The organism is Providencia sp. PROV109, from assembly GCF_033681625.1.
Classification (GTDB): domain Bacteria; phylum Pseudomonadota; class Gammaproteobacteria; order Enterobacterales; family Enterobacteriaceae; genus Providencia; species Providencia hangzhouensis.
The window spans coordinates 4,313,166-4,333,229 of the sequence record NZ_CP096320.1 but is presented as its reverse complement, the minus strand read 5'-3'; the positions used below and the strand labels follow the sequence as shown (position 1 = coordinate 4,333,229).

The following is a 20,064-nucleotide window of genomic DNA, read 5'->3' as shown; positions in this document are numbered from 1 at the left end:
GTTTTTTATTGCCGGTTTGCAAAGAAGAGAAAAGAATAAATACTGAAAAACAAGAAAAATGGCCAATAAATTGGCCAAAAGAAAGTAATGAAATGACAACTTGAGCAATGGTAAATCGGGTTGTAATGAATTAAATTTTGAGTTTAATAACTTCACTTGCTGCTAATAAATAGGCTCCAGCTCCATAATCCATATTATGGTCATATTTGACATCTCGTGGGTTGAACGCCGGAAGCTGTACCCAACCTAGCATTCCATTGGGGTGAATACAGTTTTGTAGTGCACACCATGATTTTTCGAGCAAAGGCAAGTAGCGTGCTTCTTCCAGTAAACCTTGGTTTAAGCCCCACGCTAATCCATAGCAAAATAATGCAGTGGCACTACTTTCAGGGGCAGGGAAGCTTTGGGGATCAAGTAAACTAGTGCGCCAGAAACCATCTTCTTGTTGGTATTGAATGACAGTTTCCATTAGGTCGGTAAATAAATTTACATATTGCTGGCGGGCAGGGAACTCTTTAGGTAACGATTGTAAAATACGTGGGATAGATGCAATGACCCAACCAATACCTCGGCTCCAAAATACTTTTTCACCATTTTTTTCACGTAATTCACCACCCTTGCCATCAGGAATGTAGCGATAATCGCGATAAATTAAGCCAGTTTCAGGATCACGCAAATGTTCTATCGCATCCCAATAAGCGGTATGCATGTAGTCTAAGTAGCGATTGTCATTTGTTTTAGCTGATAACGCGGCAAAAGCAGGGGGAGCCATGAAGAGTGCATCACACCACCACCAGTCTTCTCGACCTGGTTTTGGCTCTGCTAACATAAGGTTGAATGCATTAATAGTGGGTTCAAGGATTTCTGGATGATCAAATTGCGAACTTACAGCTAAATAGGCTTGAGTACAGACATGGTCATCGGCAAAACGCGGGTTAGGTCCTGTACGAAATCCAGTATGTAATGTGTAATCCAATACACCAGCGAGATATTCGTTATCCTGTGTTGCTTGCCATGCAGCAGCAACACAAGACCACAGAACACCACGTTCCCAGTCCGTATCTTTAATAAAACGGGTTTTGCCACTACGACGAAGTACACTGCGTACTTGGTTTTTTGATTGATAACGGTAAACCCGTTTCATATCATCTAAAACCGTATTACGTTGTAATAGTTTTGGTAATGATGATTGTTCCATTATTTTCTCCAGATGGGTTAGCGAGCTAACCAGCCACCATCAACAGCAATGGTATAACCATTAATATAGTCACTTGCTTTGGAGGCTAAAAAGATGGCTGGCCCTGCTAAATCCTCAGGAGTTCCCCAACGGCCCGCAGGAATGCGCTCTAAGATAGCTGCGTTGCGATCCGCATCAGCGCGCAGTGCTGCCGTGTTGTCTGTTGCCATGTAACCTGGGGCAATCGCATTCACATTAATGTTGTATTGGGAAAGCTCGGTAGCGAGAGCACGAGTGAGCCCCATGACGGCTGACTTACTTGCAGTGTAAGATGGAACCCGAATACCACCTTGGAACGAGAGCATTGAGGCAATATTAATAATTTTCCCACCATTACCTTGCTTCACGAATTGGCGTGCAACACGTTGAGATAAAAAGAATAAGGTTTTTTGATTAATATTAATCACATCGTCCCAATCTTTTTCACTAAACTCTAATAAGTCTTCACGGCGAATAATACCCGCATTATTGACAAGGATATCAATATGGCCCATGGCGGATACCGCATCATCAACCAAAGTTTGTAACCCGTCTTGTTCCATTAAATTCATAATAATGTAGTGAAACTTACGGCCTAAAGCTTCGACTTGAGCGCGTGTATCAGGAGCATCTTGGATGCCAACTCCAACAATATCTGCGCCTGCTTGTGCTAAACCAATTGCCATTCCTTGACCTAAACCGGTATTACATCCAGTGACAATCGCAACTTTTCCTGTTAAATCAAATAAGTTCATCTGTACCTCACTTACGATGTGACAGTACTGCCACATCGTTTTTTATTATGTTAAAAAAGATAAAAGGGTTATTTCAGATCTTTCATGGCGACATGATCCATATCGTGGAACACCTGATTTTCGCCAACCATTCCCCAAATAAATGTATAAGCAGCAGTTCCCACGCCTGAGTGAATAGACCAACTTGGGCTAATGACGGCTTGTTCATTACGAACAACAATGTGGCGTGTTTCCGAAGGCTCACCCATATAATGGAAAACAACGTTGTCTTCTTTCATATTGAAATACAGATACACTTCCATGCGACGTTCATGGGTATGGCATGGCATGGTATTCCATAAGCTACCGGGCTCGAGTACTGTCATGCCCATTGATAATTGGCAGGTTGGTAAAATAGATGGGTGTAAGAATTTATAGATGGTACGAACGTTACAATTCTCTACATTACCTAATTTTTCTGGTGAAGCTTGTTCGATAGTAATTTTGCGTGTTGGGTAGGTATGGTGTGCAGGTGCACAGTTCATATAAAAACGTGCAGGGGTAGTCGTATCAGTACTGATAAACTCGACAGATTTGGCTCCCATACCAATATAAATAGCTTCTTTTGGTGCGATATCATAGGATTGGCCATCAACGATAACTTGACCTGCGCCCCCAATATTAATTGCACCCAGCTCACGACGCTCAAGAAAGAACTCAACGCCTAATGCTTTTCCTGCCATTAGAGCGAGTGGCTTTTGTGTTGGAACAATGCCACCCACAATAATGCGGTCGATATGGCTATAAGTGAGATTCATTTCCCCTTCACGGAACAAGTTCTCGATCAGGAACTGTTTGCGTAAGCCTTCAGTATCAAGTGTTTTTGCATGCTCACTGTGAATTGGTTGACGAATTTCCATTATAAATACCTCATGATTTACTGATAGGTAACCGACTTTAATGGTCGGTATCCCCGAATACAGAGTGAACGTGTTCACCTCTGATGAATGTGTCTGTTAGATAAAAATTGTTATCAACAACGGCAAAATTAGCTTGAGCCCCAACTCGGATGTAACCAAATTGGTCATCGATTCCAAGGTATTGAGCGGGAACCGAAGTAGCCATTTGTACGGCTTCCCATTCAGGAACATGCGCGAGTTGCACCATGTTGCGCAATGCGTTATCAAGGCTACATGTACTACCCGCAAGAGAGCCATCAGCTGTGCGAGCTTGCCCTTGAGTGACCTTCACCGTCTGTGCCCCAAGGGCATAATCACCATCCGGTAGCCCACCAGCTCGCATACAATCCGTAATTAAAGCGAGCTGCTGATAACCTTTCATTCGATAAGCTAGCTGCATCATGACGGAGTGAACATGAATGCCATCGGCAATCAGCTCCGCAAGGACATCGTGGTACAACACTGCGCCACAGCAACCGGGCTCTCTATGATGTAAACCCGTCATGCCGTTATAAAGATGCACGCCACAATCTGCACCATGTGAAAATGCGAGACTGGTTTGTATGAAATCAGCGGCAGTATGTGCAACACTGGTCTTAATATTGTGTTGTACTAACCAATCAATAGCCTCAATGGCACCTTCTGCTTCAGGTGCAACAGCAACTCGCAAAAGTGTGTGATTAGCACATTGCACAAGGTCTTCCAATTCATGAATGGTCGGCGATTTTAAGTACTTAACAGGATGTGAGCCTCGATGACGTTCAGTGAAGTAAGGGCCTTCTAAAAAACTGCCGACTAACTGGGCTCCTGATGTTTGCGGCTTGGCGATAAAGTCACTCACTTGGATGAGTGCGCGTTTGATATCATCCATTGGTGCGGTGACGGTGGTTCCCACCCAAGCCACAACACCGGTTTTGACTAATGCATCAGCGATGGTTTGCAACCCTTGTTGGCTTGCATCCATGACGTCTGCGCCAGCACGACCATGAATATGGATATCAACAAACCCCGGTAGTAAGGAGCGCCCTTCAAGACGGATGACTGGGCAGTGTTCGGGGGCGGTATCCGTAATTTCCTGTATAACACCGTTGCACACTCGAACATACTGTTGATAGCGAATTCCCTCAGGTGTAAAGGTACGATCCGCTAAAATGGCATATTGCTGTTTCATAGGCCATCTTCTTCACATTCAGGCTCTGACATCATAGCCAGTTGTTGACGTAGATCTTGAATACTACTTGTGCCAATATCGTGTAAGATAGAAAGAAGTTCTTTTGCATCAACCCCTTCACGTTCCAATGCCGCATTGACAATCATCGGTAGATTAACGCCAGCTAAAACTTCAACGGATTTATCTTCCATCATAATTGCCATAGCGCGGTTACAAGGGGTTCCACCAGGAAGGTCGGTGAGAAAAAGTATTTGTTCACAATTCATGGCACTCATTGCTGCTCGCATTTGTTGTTCCAATTCGTCGGGAGAAAGGGTTTCAACAAAATCAATAAACACCATATTTTCCTGTTCACCTGCGATGGCTTTGACAGCGGAAGCCATACCGCTTGCAAAATTAATGTGCCCAGAAACAATCAAACCAATCATTGATAACTCCTTGCTGGTGGGTAACTTAGCTACCCACCTAAAAACAATTTAATACGATCCTGTTACATCACACCAAGTACATGGCCAATAACACCGAAGGCCAAGACAGAGAAGATAAGCACCGGCGGTTTTGCCCAGAAACCTGTCCCTTTCACCATTTTGAACATCAAAAAGACAAGGCACAGAGGGAGTAAGTTAGGCATGATTTTGTCGAACAAGGCGGTTTGTAGTTCGACCACCTTGCCACCTACCTCAACAGCAGCGGTGGTTTGTACTTTTATGAAAGTGGCGGAAAGTGCCCCAATCACAAAAATCCCCATGATGTTGGCGGCTTTCGCTAATTTTTCTGTTGCGTCGCTCATGTTAACCATCGCCGCAGTACCTGCGCGATATCCCATGAACATCAAGCCAAAATAGACAAAAAAGTGAACAATTTGGTATAAAAAGAAGAAAACAAATGGGCCGGCAATTGAGCCTTCCATTGCGATAGATGCACCTAATGCTAAAGTCAGTGGCATCAATGTCATATGGTCGATAGCATCGCCAATTCCACCTGTTGGCCCCATACCTGCCACTTTCATTACGTTGACAGTAGAAGGCTTCTCTTTGTTCTCTTCCATGGCAACGGCAGTACCAAGTAAGAAAGTAAATAATTTTGGACTCGCATTGAAAAACTGTAAGTGATTTTTCAGTGCAGTTGCATAATCGCGTTTGTTATTACCATGAATTTTGCGTAGGGCTGGGATGATGGAGAATGCAAAGCCTCCCCCCTGCATACGTTCAAAGTTAAAGTTACCTTCCATAAATAGCCCGCGAAATGCACAACGCCATAGATCGCCTTTCGTGATGACTTTGCGGACAGTGGTATCTTGGTACTCATCAATGCCATCAACGTAGGATTCCACTGGTAAGTTTTTGGTTTCTACTGCTGTTTTGTTATCAGATACCATCTTCAAAATCCTCATTTTGTTGTGAGTTATTCTTGTTGTTGTTACCGCTGAAGAAGTAATACAGGGCTGCCGCAGATGCGCCGAGTATTGCTACTGCCATAATTGGCAGTTTGAGATAAGTGGTCATAACGAAACCAACAAAGAACACACCAGCCACTTCTTTTGACCACATGATTTTCAACAACATCGCGAAGCCAATTGCTGGAACCATTTTGGCGCCAATACCTAAGCCTTCGAGGAGTACTTTTGGTGTATTTTCATCAATCCACTGTGCCGCGTGTTCACCAAAGTAAACCGTTACAAAGGCGACGATCGCGTAGAGTAAAGAACGAACGGTAATTGTGGCGATTAATAACCGGGAGATCCCCGCCGCATCGGCTTTTTCAGCGTAGCGATCAGCTTTACCCATGGTGAACGCGGTAATAGCAAAAAAGCCGATAATGATCATTTGCATGAGAACGGCAATTGGCATACCAATCCCCATCGCTACCGCTGGTGATTGATTAGTCATAATGGCGAATGCAACGGCGGCGATAGTGCCTAAAGTAACATCAGGTGGCTGAGCCCCTGCATTTGGAACAAGCCCAAGCCAAGCTAATTCTAATGTTGCACCCGCAATTAAACCGACTTGCATATCACCCATAATCAGGCCAACAACAGGCCCTGTGATCAGTGGGCGGTGGATATTGAGTGCAACGTCATACTTATCTATACCGCAAAAGAAGGCCCATAAAGCCACGAGAGAAGCTTCATAAATCATAATAGTTTTCCTTAAACGCCTTAGTGTTAAGTTGTTATCTCAATCTGCTTATGCTGTTGCGAGAGTAAGAACATTAACGGGGGTTTGGTCTGGAGTATTTTGAATTGTGCAAGCTACTCCTTTGTCGACAAGCCGACGAAATGCTTCTAAGTCGCGCTCATCCACAGACACTGTTTTGGCAATTTGGCGCTTTCCTTCATGGAAATGCATATTGCCGACATTGCAGTGAGTGATAGGAACTCCACCTTCGACAAGGCGAGCAACATCTGTTGGGTTATTGCAAAGAATAAAGATTTTTTGACGAGGAGACGCTTTGTGAATGACATCGATGGTTTTTTCGATAGAGAAAAATCGGACGGCATATTCTCCACCTGCGGACGCTTTCATCCCTGCTTGCATAAAAGCAGAATTAGGGCCATCCGCAGCATCATCATTAGCGACAAGAATTAAATTTGCTTCAGTGTGTTTACCCCAAGTGATTCGAATTTGCCCATGTAATAAACGCTCATCGATTCGGGTCCAGACAATATTTGGTGCGTGCATATAATTGCTCTCTTATTATTAGCTATATTTATCATTAAGAAGGCATGAAGCCATCTTCTTGATATGAGAACGGGTAAATAGTGACACCTTGAACAACCCGATTAATTTCTCCAGTTGGAGATGGGTTATCTGGTGTATTCCCCAGTGCAATGGAACTATGGAATGCAAAGGCCTGCGCTAACATTAAATAAGGAAAAAATAGGGCTGAGTCTGAGCACTGCTCCATTTTTTTAATATAAACGAAACTTTCCTCTATTTGTGTGTCATCAGAAGAGGAGGTGACCGCGATCACTTTTGCTGAAGCATTATCGTGAATTACCTCTCTTAATAAGTCAGTCTCATACTGTCTGGTGTATTTATCGTTTGACAGAAACAGCACGACTAACGTTTCTTTATTGACGATAGATTTCGGTCCATGGCGAAACCCTAAAGGCGTGTCAAAGTTAGCAACGACCTTACCAGCCGTTAATTCCAACATTTTTAGGGCAGCTTCTTGTGCAAGGCCTTGTAAGCCACCACTACCTAAATAAATGACTCGTTTAAATTTACCTGCATAATCTTCACGGATACGGCGGTTAAACTGAGTGTAACTGTCGTGATAATCTTGGAAATAGGGTTTAATTTCATTCAAATAGAAGGATTCGGTTAAGAAAATACACAGCGCAGCCATCATCATGGATGAAAAGCTTGACGTCATTGCTAATGAACGGTCATTTGATTCTTCTGGCATTAAAATGGCTAATGCATTGGTATTATTTTGGCAATAACGATATAGCTGCCCTTGCTCGTTGCAGGTTAAAACTAAGTGGTAACACTGGGTTAGGCATTTTTCTGCCACATTAAGAGCAGCAACACTCTCGGGACTATTGCCAGAGCGAGCAAAAGAAATTAGTAACGTTGGTACGTTTTCCGCTAAATATTCTTTTGGGTCGGCGACTAGATCCGTGGTGGCAATGGCATCAATACGGCGTTTTAAATGGCCTGTTAGAACGGGGGCAAGGGCGCGGCCTGCGAAAGCCGATGTTCCAGCTCCCGTCATGATAATGCGTGCGTCTGGTGCCTGAAGCACTTTAGCTAAAAATGTATCAATTTCAGCACGTTGTTCTTGTATTAGCTGGTTTGTTTTTTCCCAGCATTCAGGTTGTTGCTCAATTTCTTTTGCTGTCCAGAATGCGTTTAGCTTTTCGAGTTCAGGTGTTTGATAGCTTAAATATTCCATGTCAAACCTCAGTGACTAAATTTACATGCATCGGCATATACCGAAAGTACGTCGCGAATTTTTGCAAAAATAAAGGATTTCGCTGAGCCATCGATCATGCCTTCTCTTAATTGTTGGAATTGATGTGGCATGTATTGGCTTAAAAGTGGTAACGGGATCGGTTTTGAAGATAAGTTAGCCATCAGCGTTTCTATGGCTTGGTTAATTTCTTTATCAGGCCAGTAATAACGAATACGGTCACTAAAACTATAAACGCGTGCAAAAGCTTGCTGCTGGGCATCACCATGGTAGTATTTTTGCCAAAATTCGGGCTCACGGCACATCAACTGTTCCATTTTCTCTTTTAAGTGAGAACACTGTTCTGCTGGGAACATTTCATTCTCAATTTCACATAGAGAATAGAGGGCTTCTCGCATAGCAAATGTTAAAGCCGGGCCCACTTTTAAAATAGCAAAGTGGTCTTGAACGAGTTGCTTATAAGCATCTGGTGTTTGGTAATCGGTTGAGTGTGCTTCAAAAACAAGATGAGGGTAGTCATCAACAACTTTACTTAATGCTTGTGCTTTTTCGGGTTGATAATCAATAACACCGGTATGGTCAAATTCCACGCCAGGTTGAACGACGAGGCCAATAACACGTGTCCAGCAGTCACCAATACCTGCTTTTTCGAACGCTTTCGCATGGCAGTCTAAGGTTTTTCTCGCAGCTTGTGGGTCTGTGACTTCAACACCTTCAAGCGCTTCAGTTGCTCCACCTGGTACGGGGACTTCCGTACCAATAACATAAACGATATCGCTGTAGCCAAATTTTTCTTTGGCGGTTTTTTCTGCAATAACTGCGAGTCGGGCGGCACGTTGTGCAACGATTTCATCCGTGAGTGGAACAGGGTCATCTGCACAGGACATACTGCAATCAAGGTGGATTTTTTTGAACCCTGCGGCAACGTAATGTTCAATTAGGATATCGGCATTATCCATGGCGTCAGCGGCATTAAGCCCTTGCCAACGGTTAGGACCTAAATGGTCACCACCAAGAATTAGCTTATTTAGAGGAAAATTGATTTTTTCTGCTTTCTCAACCACATAATTGAAAAAGTCAGCCGGAGTCATACCCGTATAGCCACCAAATTGGTCAACTTGATTGGATGTGGCTTCAATTAAAAGAAAGGAATCATTATCCAGCGCTTGGTGCAATGAAGCTTCAATAACAAATGGGTGGGCTGAGCAAACAGAATAAATGCCATTCTGTTTACCAAGTTTATTTTGCTGAACAATCTTTTCTAAAGGATGCATTAATACTAACTCCACAATCAACACGGTTGTATTGTTAATGGAGTTAGCGAATTATTGCTCTTTATCGACGATGATTACTTCAATTTTATGGTTTTTCAACTCTTGGACATATTCATCAGGGATCCCAGAGTCTGTCACCAAAACATCAATATCAGCGAATTCACGGATCATATGACAGCTGCGCTTACCAAATTTCGTAGAATCAGCAACCGCAATAACAGTTTCCGAGATTTCACACATTAACCGGTTAAGGCTAGCTTCCTGTTCATTGTGTGTCGTGATACCAACGCGTAAATCGAACCCATCAACCCCAAGAAAAACCTTGTCAAAACGATAATTTCTGAGGCTATTTTCTGCTTGTGAGCCAGAAAACGATAAAGCATTTTTGCGCAATGCGCCGCCAGTCATTAGTACATCAACGCCAGCGGCTGTTGCTAACTCCATTGCGACATCTAAACCGTTAGTCATGACAACGACGCTATCCCGCGACTTTAAGTGTGTCGCAATTTCTCGTGTCGTTGTCCCCGAGTCTAAAATGATCGTGTCGCCATCATTAATGAGCGCGGCGGCTGCTTTCCCTATTAATGTTTTTGTGCCCGCATTCTGCCCACGTTTTTCATGGATGCTAAGTTCAGCAATAAACCCAGTATTTGGAATTGCTGCCCCATGGGAGCGGACCACATAACCATTCTTTTCAAGAAAGCTTAAATCGCTACGGATGGTGACACTTGAAACTTTAAATATTTCGGCTAAATCTTCGACTCGTGCTTTACCTTGTTGGTTAATCATGTCGAGGATTTCCATGCGCCGTTCAACTGCCGCTTTCACTTTCATCTCCTTACGAAACCAAATGATTTTCTTTCATTTGATTTCGAATTAAGTTTACTACGCTAAAAAATACCGACAACGAAAAAAAACAAAACTTTTGATCTCTTTCACAAAGTTTCGATTTGTGTGTTGTTTGCTTACGGATATTTTCAAATTTTAAATATCATATCTTCGAATAAGAAAGTATCCAATCAATAAAGTAGCAATAATTGTACTTTTACTAAGCAACCCCTGTGTTTTGCATAAATATTAGCAATATTTGCAAAAAATTCGCTAAATATAAGCTCAAAAATTGGCATAAAGTGCGATGGTGGTAATTGAAGTTCGAAAGGAATAGAAGTTTCTTTAAAGCAAAAACAAAAGTTACTGGGCTACTGTGTGTTATTTATATGCTTTTCAACGTTTCTGACTCAAATTAAACGCTTTCAAATTCTTTCATTTTTTGATTTTGTGATTTCAATCTCTTTTGGTTTTTCGTGTTTTGCGTAATGCTATAAAAATAACCTGACTGTTTCGGATTAATTTAAATGCCTGCAAACCAACCCACTTATTTTCATATGATGGCGAAACCCACCAGTTATCGCTGCAATATTAAATGCGAATACTGTTTTTATCTTGAAAAAGAAAATGTGTTTCACGAGCAACCAAAGGAAGACCAGCATGACGTTATGCCTGATAACGTACTACGTCGTTATATCAAAGACTATATCCAGTCCCATGCTGGTGAACAGGTAGACTTTTCATGGCAAGGTGGGGAGCCAACCCTTGCAGGGCTAGAATTTTTTGAGCGTGTTGTTAAGTACCAAAAGCAATATGCCCAAGGAAAAATCATCACGAATAGTGTGCAAACTAATGCTATTGCGATTAACCGACAATGGGCGCAGTTTTTTGCAGACCACGGTTTTTTAATCGGTGTATCTATTGATGGCTTAGAAGCTGTTCATGATAAATATCGAATTTCCGTTAATGGTAACCCAACTTTTGAGCGTGTGAAGAAAGCGATTCAGCTCCTGATTGAATATGGTGTTGAATTTAATACCTTAACCGTTGTTAATGACCAAAATTGGCGAAAAGGAAAAGAAACGTATCGAGCTTTGAAAGCATTGGGTTCCACTTTCTTTCAGTTCATCCCCATTGTTGAGGTGGATAGGCGCTTTCCACATACTCAAGGTGGCCATTATGCCCCTGGGCCAAATGCCGCGATGGCACCATTTTCAGTACCCGCTGAGGGATATGGGCAGTTTATGGCTGATGTTTTTGATGAATGGATCCACCAAGGAGACATTGGCAAAATTTATATTCGTCTATTTGATAGCTTATTAGGCACTTGGATGGGCTATCCGGCATCAACCTGTGTGCAATCTAAAACGTGTGGGCAAGCGCTGATTATTGAATCTAATGGGGATGTCTACTCCTGTGATCACTATGTGTATCCTGCCAATCGGTTAGGTAACGTACAACAACACTCCCTTTCCCGTATTGTTTCTTCTAAGCAGCAAGTCCGTTTTGGGCAAAATAAATATGACAAGCTAACGAGTCTTTGCCAGCGCTGTGAGGTTCAAAGCCTTTGTTATGGCGGCTGCCCTAAGCACCGGATCACGGTGATAGAAGGTGAAAAATATCGCCATAACTATTTATGTCGTTCATATAAAAAGATTTTTCATCATACCGCTTTAGGTATGCAGTTAATGCGTCAAGCGATATCTGGTGGTGCTTTAGCTAGTGATGCACTTGGCGCAATACAGCGTGCTTATAAGCAATAATAATATTATCTGGAGATATTTTTGTGAGATTACCTTCTATGAAGAAAAGCCTATTGGCAGGGCTGATAGCAGCAAGTAGCTTAGTACCTCCCATTGCAGCGAATGCAGGTGGTACACCGGAAAAGCCGAATGTTTTACTGATTATTATGGATGACTTAGGAACAGGGCAGCTCGATTTTGTGCTTGATAGCCTTGATGTCAAAGAGCTTGCGCAGCGCCCATCACCACAGCGTTATCAAGGTGATATTAATAAGATGGTGGAAGCGGCCAGAACGGCGATGCCAAATGTTGCGGACATGGCTGCAGGCGGAATTAAGATGACCAATGCATTTGTGGCTCATCCTGTTTGTGGCCCATCACGAGCGGGTATTTTTACTGGGCGCTCTCCTGCAAGTTTTGGTACTTACAGTAACGATGATGCGATGTTAGGTATTCCTCAAGATATCAAACTATTACCCGCATTATTCCAAGAAAATGGCTATGCCACCGCCAGTATTGGAAAATGGCATAATGCGAAGGTATTGAAAAAACCTAAAATTGCACCAGAAAAGCAAACTCGCGATTATCACGATAATATGATTTCGACACCGGAGCCAGGTTTCGCTCCTCATGAAAGAGGTTTCGATTATGCATATAGTTTCTATGCATCAGGGGCGGCACTTTGGAACTCCCCCGCAATGTGGCGAAATGGTGAAAATGTGCCAGCTCCTGGCTATACCACGCATTTGTTAACGGATGAAGCCATTAATTTCATTGATGGGCACAAAGACAAACCTTTCTTTATCAATCTTTCATACAGCGTACCACACATCCCATTAGAAGAAGCTTCACCAGCGAAATACATGGATAAATTCAATACTGGTAATGTTGAAGCCGATAAATATTTTGCTGCGCTAAATGCGGCCGATGAGGGAATTGGTAAAATTATCAATACACTAAAGGAAAATGGTGAATTAGATAATACGCTAATTTTCTTTATTTCTGACAATGGTGCGGTGTATGAGTCGCCAATGCCAATGAATGCGATGGATAAAGGCTTTAAAGGGCAAATGTTTAATGGTGGCGTACGCGTTCCATTTGTTGCTTATTGGCCGGGGCATATTCCCGCAGGTAAACACAGTGATGCGATGGTTTCTGCGATTGATATCTTACCAACTGCATTACAAAGTGCAGGGATCACCATACCCGATAGCATGAAAGTAGAAGGCAAAAATATTATGCCACTATTAACGGGTAAAACAGAAAAGTCACCACATGACTATCTGTATTGGACAGGTCCAGGGACGAAACATTACAGCGAAGAAAACCAAGATTTTTGGCATGGCTACCATGAATGGATCACTTATCAACGCAAAGAAATTCCAAACAACCCTAATTTAGAAAAACTATCGAAAGGCTCATGGGCTATCCGTGATGGGGAATGGGCGCTTTATTTTTATGATGATGGTTCTAACCAGCTCCAATTATTCAATGATAAACAAAATCCAGCCGAATCGAATAATTTAGCAGCTCAATACCCAGAAAAAGTAAAAGAGTTGAAATCTGCTTATTATCAATGGATTAAAGATAAACCAAAACCTGTCGTATGGGGACAAGACCGTTACCAAGTCCTGATTGAATCAGCAAAATAAATACAAACTTTTGTTCTAATCTGCGCGCAAGGATGCGCCAGTTTGCATCATAGAGAAACACGTATGACAATACCGACTGAACGCCCAAAGCTGCCTTATGAGCACCCAGATATAAAAATTTATCAGAAGTTATTCAAAGAGAATATCATTCGAAGATTAATTAGAAAGTCAGCCTATCAATGTAACGATAACCACATCATCAAAGCCTTTCAAGATGAAAATCAGCCACTTTCAGTTCTTTGCGAATTATTAGTGCGCTATACCACGGAAGCTTTTGTTCATTATCAAACATGGGGTTACTCTCACGCATACTATCCTGGCAGCCCAGGCCAGCAAACGGTGCGGACAGATGCCCTAGAAGGGGTTAGTAGGGTACTGCCTTTACTTGCTTCATGGCTAGTTCACAGCCAAAAAGCAACATTGAATGGGTTAAATTTAGCATCAATTGACCTTTCTGAAATCATCAAAAATGCATTTTTACATGGTACAGACCCTGCTCATAAAGGCTATTGGGGAAGGCTTGAAAATTATGACCAAAAAATTTGTGAATCTGCAGATTTAGCGCTGACTCTCTGGTTGAGTCGTGAGTGGGTATGGGATAAATTGGATAACTCTGAGCAACAACGCATTATTGAGTGGTTCGAACAGGTTAATCATTGCGATATCGTTGATAACAACTGGCACCTTTTCCCTCTTACCGTGCAATTTGTGATCCGAGCTCTCACAGGTCGAGATACCATTGCAATGTGGCGGTATGAAAGAGTGAAACAATTTTACGTGGGTGATGGCTGGTTTCGGGATGGTGCGAAAGGTAACTTTGATTACTATAATGCATGGGGCTTTTACTATTCATTATATTGGCTGAACCAAATTTGCCCCCACTTCGATGATGAATTCATTCGTAGTTCATTAAATCAGTTTAACCATCATTATCGTTATTTTATGACACCGCAAGGGATTCCATTTTTTGGCCGCAGTGCATGTTATCGCCTCGCGGTGTCCGCGCCTTTATTAGCCGGTGTTGATTTAGGAGGGGATGCTGTGAGTGTGGGGGAGGCTAAAAACGCACTAGAAAGTACTTTGCGTTATTTTATTGGTCATGGTGCCTTAAAAGCGGGAGCGCCAACTCAAGGTTTATTTAGCTATGATGCCCGCCTAGTCGATAATTACAGTGGTCCTGCGAGTAGTTTTTGGTCATTACGTGCTGTAATTATTGCTTTGTATTGTGGCAATCGAATTCAACTTTGGGATAGCCCTTGTAGCCCACTGCCAGTTGAAAGCTCAGACTTTCATTTCGAAATACCATCAATTGCGGTAACGGTTATTGGTGTGAAAGAAACACAAGAGGTCACCGTGATATTTCGTGAAGATTACCTCAAACAGCAATCCCCATTGACGCGCCGCTTAGAGAAACAATTATTCTCTCAGAAAGTAATTGAAACGCTACTAGGCCAATCAAAACGACCTAAAAACAACTTGTTACGTAAAGGAGTGACAAGTTATAGCTCTAAAATGACTCACTACTTCTAATCTTCCTTTCATTTGCTTTCAGTGCGAAAGGAATAGAAATGTGATTTAGATCTTTTACCTTTCTGTTTCTTTCGTTTAATATTATTCGAAATCAATCGAAAGATTAGAGGCGATTATGTACTTGGTATCTACCCGTAATATGTTGAACAGAGCCCAACTGGGAGGCTATGCAGTTCCCGCATTTAATATTCATAATTTAGAAACCATTCAAGTTGTTATGGAAACTGCTGCAGAAATGGCATCTCCGGTTATTTTAGCAGGCACACCGAGTACGTTTTCTTATGCAGGAAGTGACTACTTGATAGCTATTTGCCAGCAAGCGGCTGAGCGCTATAAAGTCCCAGTGGCTTTGCATCTAGATCATCATGAAGATATTCCAGATATTTTCCAGAAAGTCTCCGCGGGTGTGCGTTCTGCGATGATTGACGCTTCTCATTTTCCGTTTGAAGAAAATATTCAAATAGTTAAACGGGTTGTTGATTTTTGCCATCAATGGGACTGCACAGTTGAGGCTGAGCTGGGGCGTCTAGGGGGGCAAGAAGATGACTTAGTTGTTGATGCCGCAGATGCACTTTTCACCGACCCTGACGCTGCGATTACTTTTATTCAAAGAACTGGTATTGATTCCTTAGCTGTTGCAATTGGAACCGCTCATGGCATGTATAAAAGTGAGCCACATTTGGATTTTGCTAGGCTGGACGCAATCCGTAAGAAAACGAATTTGCCTTTAGTTCTTCATGGTGCTTCGGGGATCCCTGATGCAGATGTCAGGCATTGTATTGAGCTTGGAATTTGTAAAGTCAATGTCGCGACAGAGCTAAAAATCGCGTTTTCTGATGCAATCAAGCAGTATTTCATTGAGAACCCAGAAGCTACTGACCCTCGCCATTATCTGGTTCCAGGAAAGGCAGCGATGAAAGCGGTGGTGATGGATAAAATTCGTGTTTGCAAAAGTGATGGAACACTTTAACAAGTAAAAATCATCTAGATTTGCTGGGGTATAACCCAAATTTATTGTTGATAGTCCGCAATAAATCGTTTTGAAAATAAAAGGAATATTATGAAACAAGTTGCTGTTTTGCTCGCAGATGGCTTCGAGGAAGGGGAAGCGGTCGTTTTCATTGATATCATGCGTCGGTTAGATATTCATGTCGATGTCTTATCTTGCATGGATTCGCTTATTTTAAATACGTATTTTGGTACTAAAATTAGTGCAGATTATCTGTTAGTCGAAAAGTTATCCCATACTTATGATGCAGTGATGATGCCTGGTGGGCCAAAAGGAACTGACCGTTTGTATGCGAATGAAAAAGTAGTTGATTTCCTTCGGCGGCATATACATGAGGATAAGTATATTTGTGCGCTATGTTCTTCTGGTGCGAAAGTATTAGCAGCTCATGGGTTACTGGAAGGAAGGCATTATAGTACAGGGGACAAGTTGGCTGAGAAATTTGATGATGGCATCTATGTTGACCAAGATGTTGTTGTTGATGGGAAACTTATCAGTGCAAAAGGGCTTGGTGTAAGCTTTGAATTTGCATTTACCGTCGCAAAACATTTGCTGGCTGACAATGTTGATAGAGTGGATTGGCAAGCTAAGCATATATATTTTAAACATTGGCCACTTCCCTATCTATAACTTTTATCGGTGATCAAGATAAAAAATAAAGCGGGAATGATATTTTTTCCCGCTTTATTAATATGAAATAGCAGAATAATGATCAAAAATCAGAGTTAATAGTGTATGAAGCTAGTTCTCATCATGATAAGAATTAATTGTAATTTATCAGTATTATAACAGCTGGATTTAAATTAGAAATTTTCCGTTATAAACATTAAGCTGGTCAGATATATAATCGCCGGTAAGGAATGAATATGCGGAATATTGCTATTACAAAAAATAATATTATTTCTGGTTTTCAATGGTTCTTTTTTATCTTTTGTAATACGGTTGTTATTCCTCCGACTTTACAATCTGCGTTTCATTTATCACCACAAACCACGTTTGTAATAACCCAATATGCTTTTTTATTAACGGCTCTGGCTTGCTTGTTGCAAGCGTTTATAGGCCATAAACGCTCTGTGATGGAAGGGCCAACTGGGCTGTGGTGGGCAACAATTTTAACCGTAACCTTGTCAGAATCTATGCAAGGAACTTCTCTTGAGACGATAGGATGGAGCTTGGCTATAGGGATTTTTCTATCTGGGATTATTACCATTTTTATTGGTTTAAGCGGTCTTGGTGGTTGGTTAGCTGGTTTGTTCAAGCCGGGAGTGCTTGTGGTGTTTATGTTTTTACTTGGTGCTCAACTGGTCACTATTTTTTTAAAAGGGATGTTAGGACTACCATTTGGTGTTGGCAGTGAAAATATTACAGTTAATTATCCTGTCTTCTTTTTAGCCCTCGCAGTACTGATATTCGTCATCGCGATGATCATTTATTTACCTATGAGTATCAGTAAATATGCATTATTGATTGGAACAATTACCGGATGGCTTGCTTATAGTGGGTTATTTGGCAGCACGATATCACCTGTTTCATCAGGGCAATGGGTGTTATTTCCATTAGGTAGATCCGATGAAATCAATATAAGTATTGTGCTGACAGCGATTTTGGCTGGAATATTAAACACATCCAATACGTTTGGAGCGATGCGAGGAACTGATGTTTTTTATCCCAATTCATTACCCGTTAAATCCTTATATCGGCGTAGTTTTATGATGTCAGGGGTTGTAACAATATTAGCAGCGCCGATAGGCGTAGTGCCTTTTTCACCGTTTGTCTCATCTATTGGTCTAATTACTCAAACAAAAGACAGTTCACGTATCTCTTTTACTATTGGCAGCCTTATTTTCTTATGTGTGGGGGGCATTGCGGTATTGACTCAATTTTTCCGCTCTTTGCCGTTAGCCATTGGTAGCGCGGTTATGTTAGCGACTTATTTGCCGCTGCTATTTTCTTCATTTTCATTTCTTGCGGATATGAAACTGAATGCACGTAATATTTATCGCCTCGCATTACCTATTTTTATTGGCATCTTTTTGATGTCAGCACCTGCTGCGGTATTAAATTCTTTGCCAACAATGTTTAGTTCTTTACTAGGTAATGGGTTACTCATGGGCATTATATTGGCACTTATTTTAGAAAATACGATCAAGTGGGATAACATAGCTTAATGTTTTGATAAAAAAAGCAAAGATGAAGGAAAATCTTTGCTAGAAAAGAAATAAAAAGGGATGTGATTTCATTTGGGCGTTTATTTTTTAGTATAAACCCAATTTTTTATATCAATAGGCTTAGTGATAATTTTGTTATCAATCAAAAATTGTTGAGTTTGCTTTAACTTACGGATGTCATTATCAGTAATATTAACGGAATAGCGTTTAGAAAAACTATCTATACTATGAAAATCATGTATTTTTTTTATGATTTCAATATTAGTATCGCTTTCTTTAGCAAGTAAAATTTCTGCCTGATCGGGGTTATTTTGCGCATATTTACTTGCTTTTAATAAAGCAATATTCATTGCTTTAATCACCTTCTCATTTTGATTTATGAATGCTTCTCGCCCTACGATAACAGAAATACCTGAGAGTTCAGGTTCAGTACGGGTTGAATAAAGTGTTGTAATCGTCGGAGATTTATTTTCTAAACGGGCGGTACTTTGCTCAGTCCATACCATCGCATCAATTGCTCCGTTTAATAATGCGGATTCAGCATCATTTGTCATTTGAATAATATTGAAGTCAGATAATTTATACCCTTGTTGTTCAATAAATAGCGTGAAATACCGTTGCATATACGTTCCTCGTGGTAATGCAACTTTCTTGCCTTTAAGGTCAGCTAACGAGTGAATATTGCTCTCTTTTCTTACTGCGATATTAGCATTGATGGAAGAATCCTCTGACATGATTAATTTTAAGGGAACACCTCTCGATGTGGCTATAATTCCCGGAAAATCAGCATAAACAGCAATATCAATAGCATTTGTCGCTAGGCCTTCATTGACGGCTGGACCTGCTCCTGCAAAACCAGAAATGGAATATTGGTAATCAACTTTTTGTAGCTCTTCTTCAAGATATCCTAGCTGTTTTGCTAAACCGAGCAAACCACTTAAACGACCATTATTATCTGCTGTACCAATACGAACAATTTTTTCATTATTTTTACTGTCAGGTAGCCTTTCATCCCCACAACCAACTAAAATGAAGGAAATTAATACTATGATAGGAAATTTGATATAATTTAATAATGTCATGGTATGTTCCTTCTAGATTTCATATTCACTTGAAAAAAGTTCTGCAGAATTATCAAAAAATTCTTGAAGAATAATTCTCTTATAATATGCAAAATCAGAACTACCTCGATTTCGTGGATAAGGAAGATTAATATCAATTATTTTTTTTATGTTTCCAGGGCGGGATGACATTATAATTACTCGATTTCCCAAATATATTGCCTCTTCAATATCATGGGTAACTAAAATCATCGTCAGTTGCTTTTCTTGTTTGATAGATAAAATCTCTCGTTGCATTTCAATTTTGGTTAAAGCATCAAGTGCGCCAAGCGGTTCATCCAATAACAATAGTTCAGGTTGGGTGATTATTGTACGGGCAATTGCTGCACGTTGTGCCATTCCTCCTGAGAGTTGTTTAGGATAAGCATTAGCAAACTCAGTCAAGTTTACGAGTTTTAAATAATTTTCAACTAGAATTTTCTTCGTTTTTTTATCTATATGGTCTAATCCGAAAGCGATATTATCAGCAATTGTTAACCAAGGTAGAAGCCTATTTTCTTGAAAAACCATTCCTCTTTCTATATTTGGTTCGGTTATCTCTTTATTTTTAAATAGTACACTTCCACTATTGAATTGGTTTAAGCCTGCAATTATGCGTAGTAAAGTACTTTTCCCACAACCACTATGGCCAACGATAGCAATAAATTCACCTTGTTGAACTTGAAGGTTAATATCTTCTAAAACAGGAAGTAACTTATTATTGATAGTAAAGTTTTTAAATCCATTTTTGATTGACAGCATA

General features: G+C 41.0%; 19 protein-coding genes. 6 read left to right on the top strand and 13 right to left on the bottom strand.

What is annotated here, in order from left to right; translation table 11 throughout:
* Positions 1 to 130 precede the first annotated feature (130 nt).
* The 11 genes from M1F25_RS20180 to agaR all read right to left on the bottom strand — a co-directional run bounded on the left by M1F25_RS20180 (position 131) and on the right by agaR (position 10,100).
* Positions 131 to 1,198 (bottom strand): glycoside hydrolase family 105 protein, encoded by a 1,068-nt coding sequence (locus M1F25_RS20180; protein ID WP_094962836.1) that lies wholly within the window; start codon positions 1,196 to 1,198, stop codon positions 131 to 133.
* A gap of 17 nt (positions 1,199 to 1,215) precedes the next feature.
* On the bottom strand, positions 1,216 to 1,971 hold the full coding sequence (gene kduD / locus M1F25_RS20175) for a 2-dehydro-3-deoxy-D-gluconate 5-dehydrogenase KduD (RefSeq protein ID WP_036958862.1): 756 nt from the start codon (positions 1,969 to 1,971) through the stop codon (positions 1,216 to 1,218).
* A 68-nt stretch (positions 1,972 to 2,039) separates the two neighbouring features.
* The gene (gene kduI, locus M1F25_RS20170; protein WP_004264427.1) at positions 2,040 to 2,870 is read right to left on the bottom strand and encodes a 5-dehydro-4-deoxy-D-glucuronate isomerase; all 831 of its coding nucleotides are present in this window, start codon (positions 2,868 to 2,870) and stop codon (positions 2,040 to 2,042) included.
* Between the two features lie 37 nt (positions 2,871 to 2,907).
* Positions 2,908 to 4,080: an N-acetylglucosamine-6-phosphate deacetylase gene (nagA, locus tag M1F25_RS20165; protein WP_181488829.1), complete on the bottom strand. Its 1,173-nt coding sequence runs from the start codon at positions 4,078 to 4,080 to the stop codon at positions 2,908 to 2,910.
* On the bottom strand, positions 4,077 to 4,508 hold the full coding sequence (agaF, locus tag M1F25_RS20160) for a PTS galactosamine/N-acetylgalactosamine transporter subunit IIA (protein WP_094962834.1): 432 nt from the start codon (positions 4,506 to 4,508) through the stop codon (positions 4,077 to 4,079). Before agaF ends, nagA begins: the two co-directional genes overlap by 4 nt.
* 62 nt (positions 4,509 to 4,570) lie before the next feature.
* A complete protein-coding gene (locus M1F25_RS20155; protein ID WP_036958865.1) occupies positions 4,571 to 5,458 on the bottom strand; it encodes a PTS system mannose/fructose/sorbose family transporter subunit IID in 888 nt (295 codons plus the stop codon).
* Positions 5,448 to 6,218: a PTS N-acetylgalactosamine transporter subunit IIC gene (agaW, locus tag M1F25_RS20150; RefSeq protein WP_094962833.1), complete on the bottom strand. Its 771-nt coding sequence runs from the start codon at positions 6,216 to 6,218 to the stop codon at positions 5,448 to 5,450. Before agaW ends, M1F25_RS20155 begins: the two co-directional genes overlap by 11 nt.
* 48 nt (positions 6,219 to 6,266) lie before the next feature.
* Positions 6,267 to 6,761, bottom strand: a complete 495-nt coding sequence (gene agaV, locus M1F25_RS20145; protein ID WP_094962832.1) for a PTS N-acetylgalactosamine transporter subunit IIB — start codon at positions 6,759 to 6,761, stop codon at positions 6,267 to 6,269.
* A 34-nt stretch (positions 6,762 to 6,795) separates the two neighbouring features.
* Entirely contained in the window at positions 6,796 to 7,980 is a 1,185-nt protein-coding gene (locus M1F25_RS20140; protein ID WP_004264442.1) for an SIS domain-containing protein, read from the bottom strand.
* Between the two features lie 8 nt (positions 7,981 to 7,988).
* A complete protein-coding gene (gene kbaZ / locus M1F25_RS20135; protein WP_181488827.1) occupies positions 7,989 to 9,272 on the bottom strand; it encodes a tagatose-bisphosphate aldolase subunit KbaZ in 1,284 nt (427 codons plus the stop codon).
* Positions 9,273 to 9,323: 51 nt separating this feature from the next.
* Positions 9,324 to 10,100: a transcriptional repressor AgaR gene (gene agaR / locus M1F25_RS20130; protein ID WP_036958927.1), complete on the bottom strand. Its 777-nt coding sequence runs from the start codon at positions 10,098 to 10,100 to the stop codon at positions 9,324 to 9,326.
* Between the two features lie 527 nt (positions 10,101 to 10,627).
* Between agaR and M1F25_RS20125 the strand changes: the two genes are divergently transcribed.
* The 6 genes from M1F25_RS20125 (at position 10,628) to M1F25_RS20100 (ending at position 18,201) form a co-directional block, all read left to right on the top strand.
* On the top strand, positions 10,628 to 11,863 hold the full coding sequence (locus tag M1F25_RS20125; RefSeq protein ID WP_181488825.1) for an anaerobic sulfatase maturase: 1,236 nt from the start codon (positions 10,628 to 10,630) through the stop codon (positions 11,861 to 11,863).
* Between the two features lie 23 nt (positions 11,864 to 11,886).
* Positions 11,887 to 13,494, top strand: coding sequence for a sulfatase (locus M1F25_RS20120; protein ID WP_181488823.1), 1,608 nt, complete (start codon positions 11,887 to 11,889; stop codon positions 13,492 to 13,494).
* A gap of 63 nt (positions 13,495 to 13,557) precedes the next feature.
* Complete coding sequence (locus M1F25_RS20115; RefSeq protein ID WP_181488821.1) at positions 13,558 to 15,024, top strand: DUF2264 domain-containing protein; 1,467 nt, start codon at positions 13,558 to 13,560, stop codon at positions 15,022 to 15,024.
* Between the two features lie 115 nt (positions 15,025 to 15,139).
* Positions 15,140 to 15,994: a tagatose bisphosphate family class II aldolase gene (locus M1F25_RS20110; protein WP_036958871.1), complete on the top strand. Its 855-nt coding sequence runs from the start codon at positions 15,140 to 15,142 to the stop codon at positions 15,992 to 15,994.
* An 87-nt stretch (positions 15,995 to 16,081) separates the two neighbouring features.
* Complete coding sequence (locus tag M1F25_RS20105) at positions 16,082 to 16,663, top strand: DJ-1/PfpI family protein (RefSeq protein WP_094962827.1); 582 nt, start codon at positions 16,082 to 16,084, stop codon at positions 16,661 to 16,663.
* A 236-nt stretch (positions 16,664 to 16,899) separates the two neighbouring features.
* On the top strand, positions 16,900 to 18,201 hold the full coding sequence (locus tag M1F25_RS20100) for a uracil/xanthine transporter (RefSeq protein WP_165880437.1): 1,302 nt from the start codon (positions 16,900 to 16,902) through the stop codon (positions 18,199 to 18,201).
* Between the two features lie 80 nt (positions 18,202 to 18,281).
* On the opposite strand, the gene M1F25_RS20095 is transcribed toward M1F25_RS20100, so the two are convergent.
* Both M1F25_RS20095 and M1F25_RS20090 read right to left on the bottom strand, forming a co-directional pair.
* Positions 18,282 to 19,283 carry an ABC transporter substrate-binding protein gene (locus tag M1F25_RS20095; RefSeq protein WP_004264481.1) on the bottom strand — a complete coding sequence of 334 codons (1,002 nt, stop codon included), beginning with the start codon at positions 19,281 to 19,283 and terminating at the stop codon, positions 18,282 to 18,284.
* 12 nt (positions 19,284 to 19,295) lie between these two features.
* Entirely contained in the window at positions 19,296 to 20,063 is a 768-nt protein-coding gene (locus M1F25_RS20090) for an ABC transporter ATP-binding protein (RefSeq protein WP_228677527.1), read from the bottom strand.
* Between the last annotated feature and the right edge of the window lies 1 nt (position 20,064).

Coding starts and splice junctions, on each gene's coding strand:
- M1F25_RS20180 (WP_094962836.1), bottom strand. CDS start 1,198: ATGGAACAATCATCATTACCAAAACTATTACAACGTAATACGGTTTTA.
- kduD (WP_036958862.1), bottom strand. CDS start 1,971: ATGAACTTATTTGATTTAACAGGAAAAGTTGCGATTGTCACTGGATGT.
- kduI (WP_004264427.1), bottom strand. CDS start 2,870: ATGGAAATTCGTCAACCAATTCACAGTGAGCATGCAAAAACACTTGAT.
- nagA (WP_181488829.1), bottom strand. CDS start 4,080: ATGAAACAGCAATATGCCATTTTAGCGGATCGTACCTTTACACCTGAG.
- agaF (WP_094962834.1), bottom strand. CDS start 4,508: ATGATTGGTTTGATTGTTTCTGGGCACATTAATTTTGCAAGCGGTATG.
- M1F25_RS20155 (WP_036958865.1), bottom strand. CDS start 5,458: ATGGTATCTGATAACAAAACAGCAGTAGAAACCAAAAACTTACCAGTG.
- agaW (WP_094962833.1), bottom strand. CDS start 6,218: ATGATTTATGAAGCTTCTCTCGTGGCTTTATGGGCCTTCTTTTGCGGT.
- agaV (WP_094962832.1), bottom strand. CDS start 6,761: ATGCACGCACCAAATATTGTCTGGACCCGAATCGATGAGCGTTTATTA.
- M1F25_RS20140 (WP_004264442.1), bottom strand. CDS start 7,980: ATGGAATATTTAAGCTATCAAACACCTGAACTCGAAAAGCTAAACGCA.
- kbaZ (WP_181488827.1), bottom strand. CDS start 9,272: ATGCATCCTTTAGAAAAGATTGTTCAGCAAAATAAACTTGGTAAACAG.
- M1F25_RS20125 (WP_181488825.1), top strand. CDS start 10,628: ATGCCTGCAAACCAACCCACTTATTTTCATATGATGGCGAAACCCACC.
- M1F25_RS20115 (WP_181488821.1), top strand. CDS start 13,558: ATGACAATACCGACTGAACGCCCAAAGCTGCCTTATGAGCACCCAGAT.
- M1F25_RS20110 (WP_036958871.1), top strand. CDS start 15,140: ATGTACTTGGTATCTACCCGTAATATGTTGAACAGAGCCCAACTGGGA.
- M1F25_RS20100 (WP_165880437.1), top strand. CDS start 16,900: ATGCGGAATATTGCTATTACAAAAAATAATATTATTTCTGGTTTTCAA.
- M1F25_RS20095 (WP_004264481.1), bottom strand. CDS start 19,283: ATGACATTATTAAATTATATCAAATTTCCTATCATAGTATTAATTTCC.
- M1F25_RS20090 (WP_228677527.1), bottom strand. CDS start 20,063: ATGCTGTCAATCAAAAATGGATTTAAAAACTTTACTATCAATAATAAG.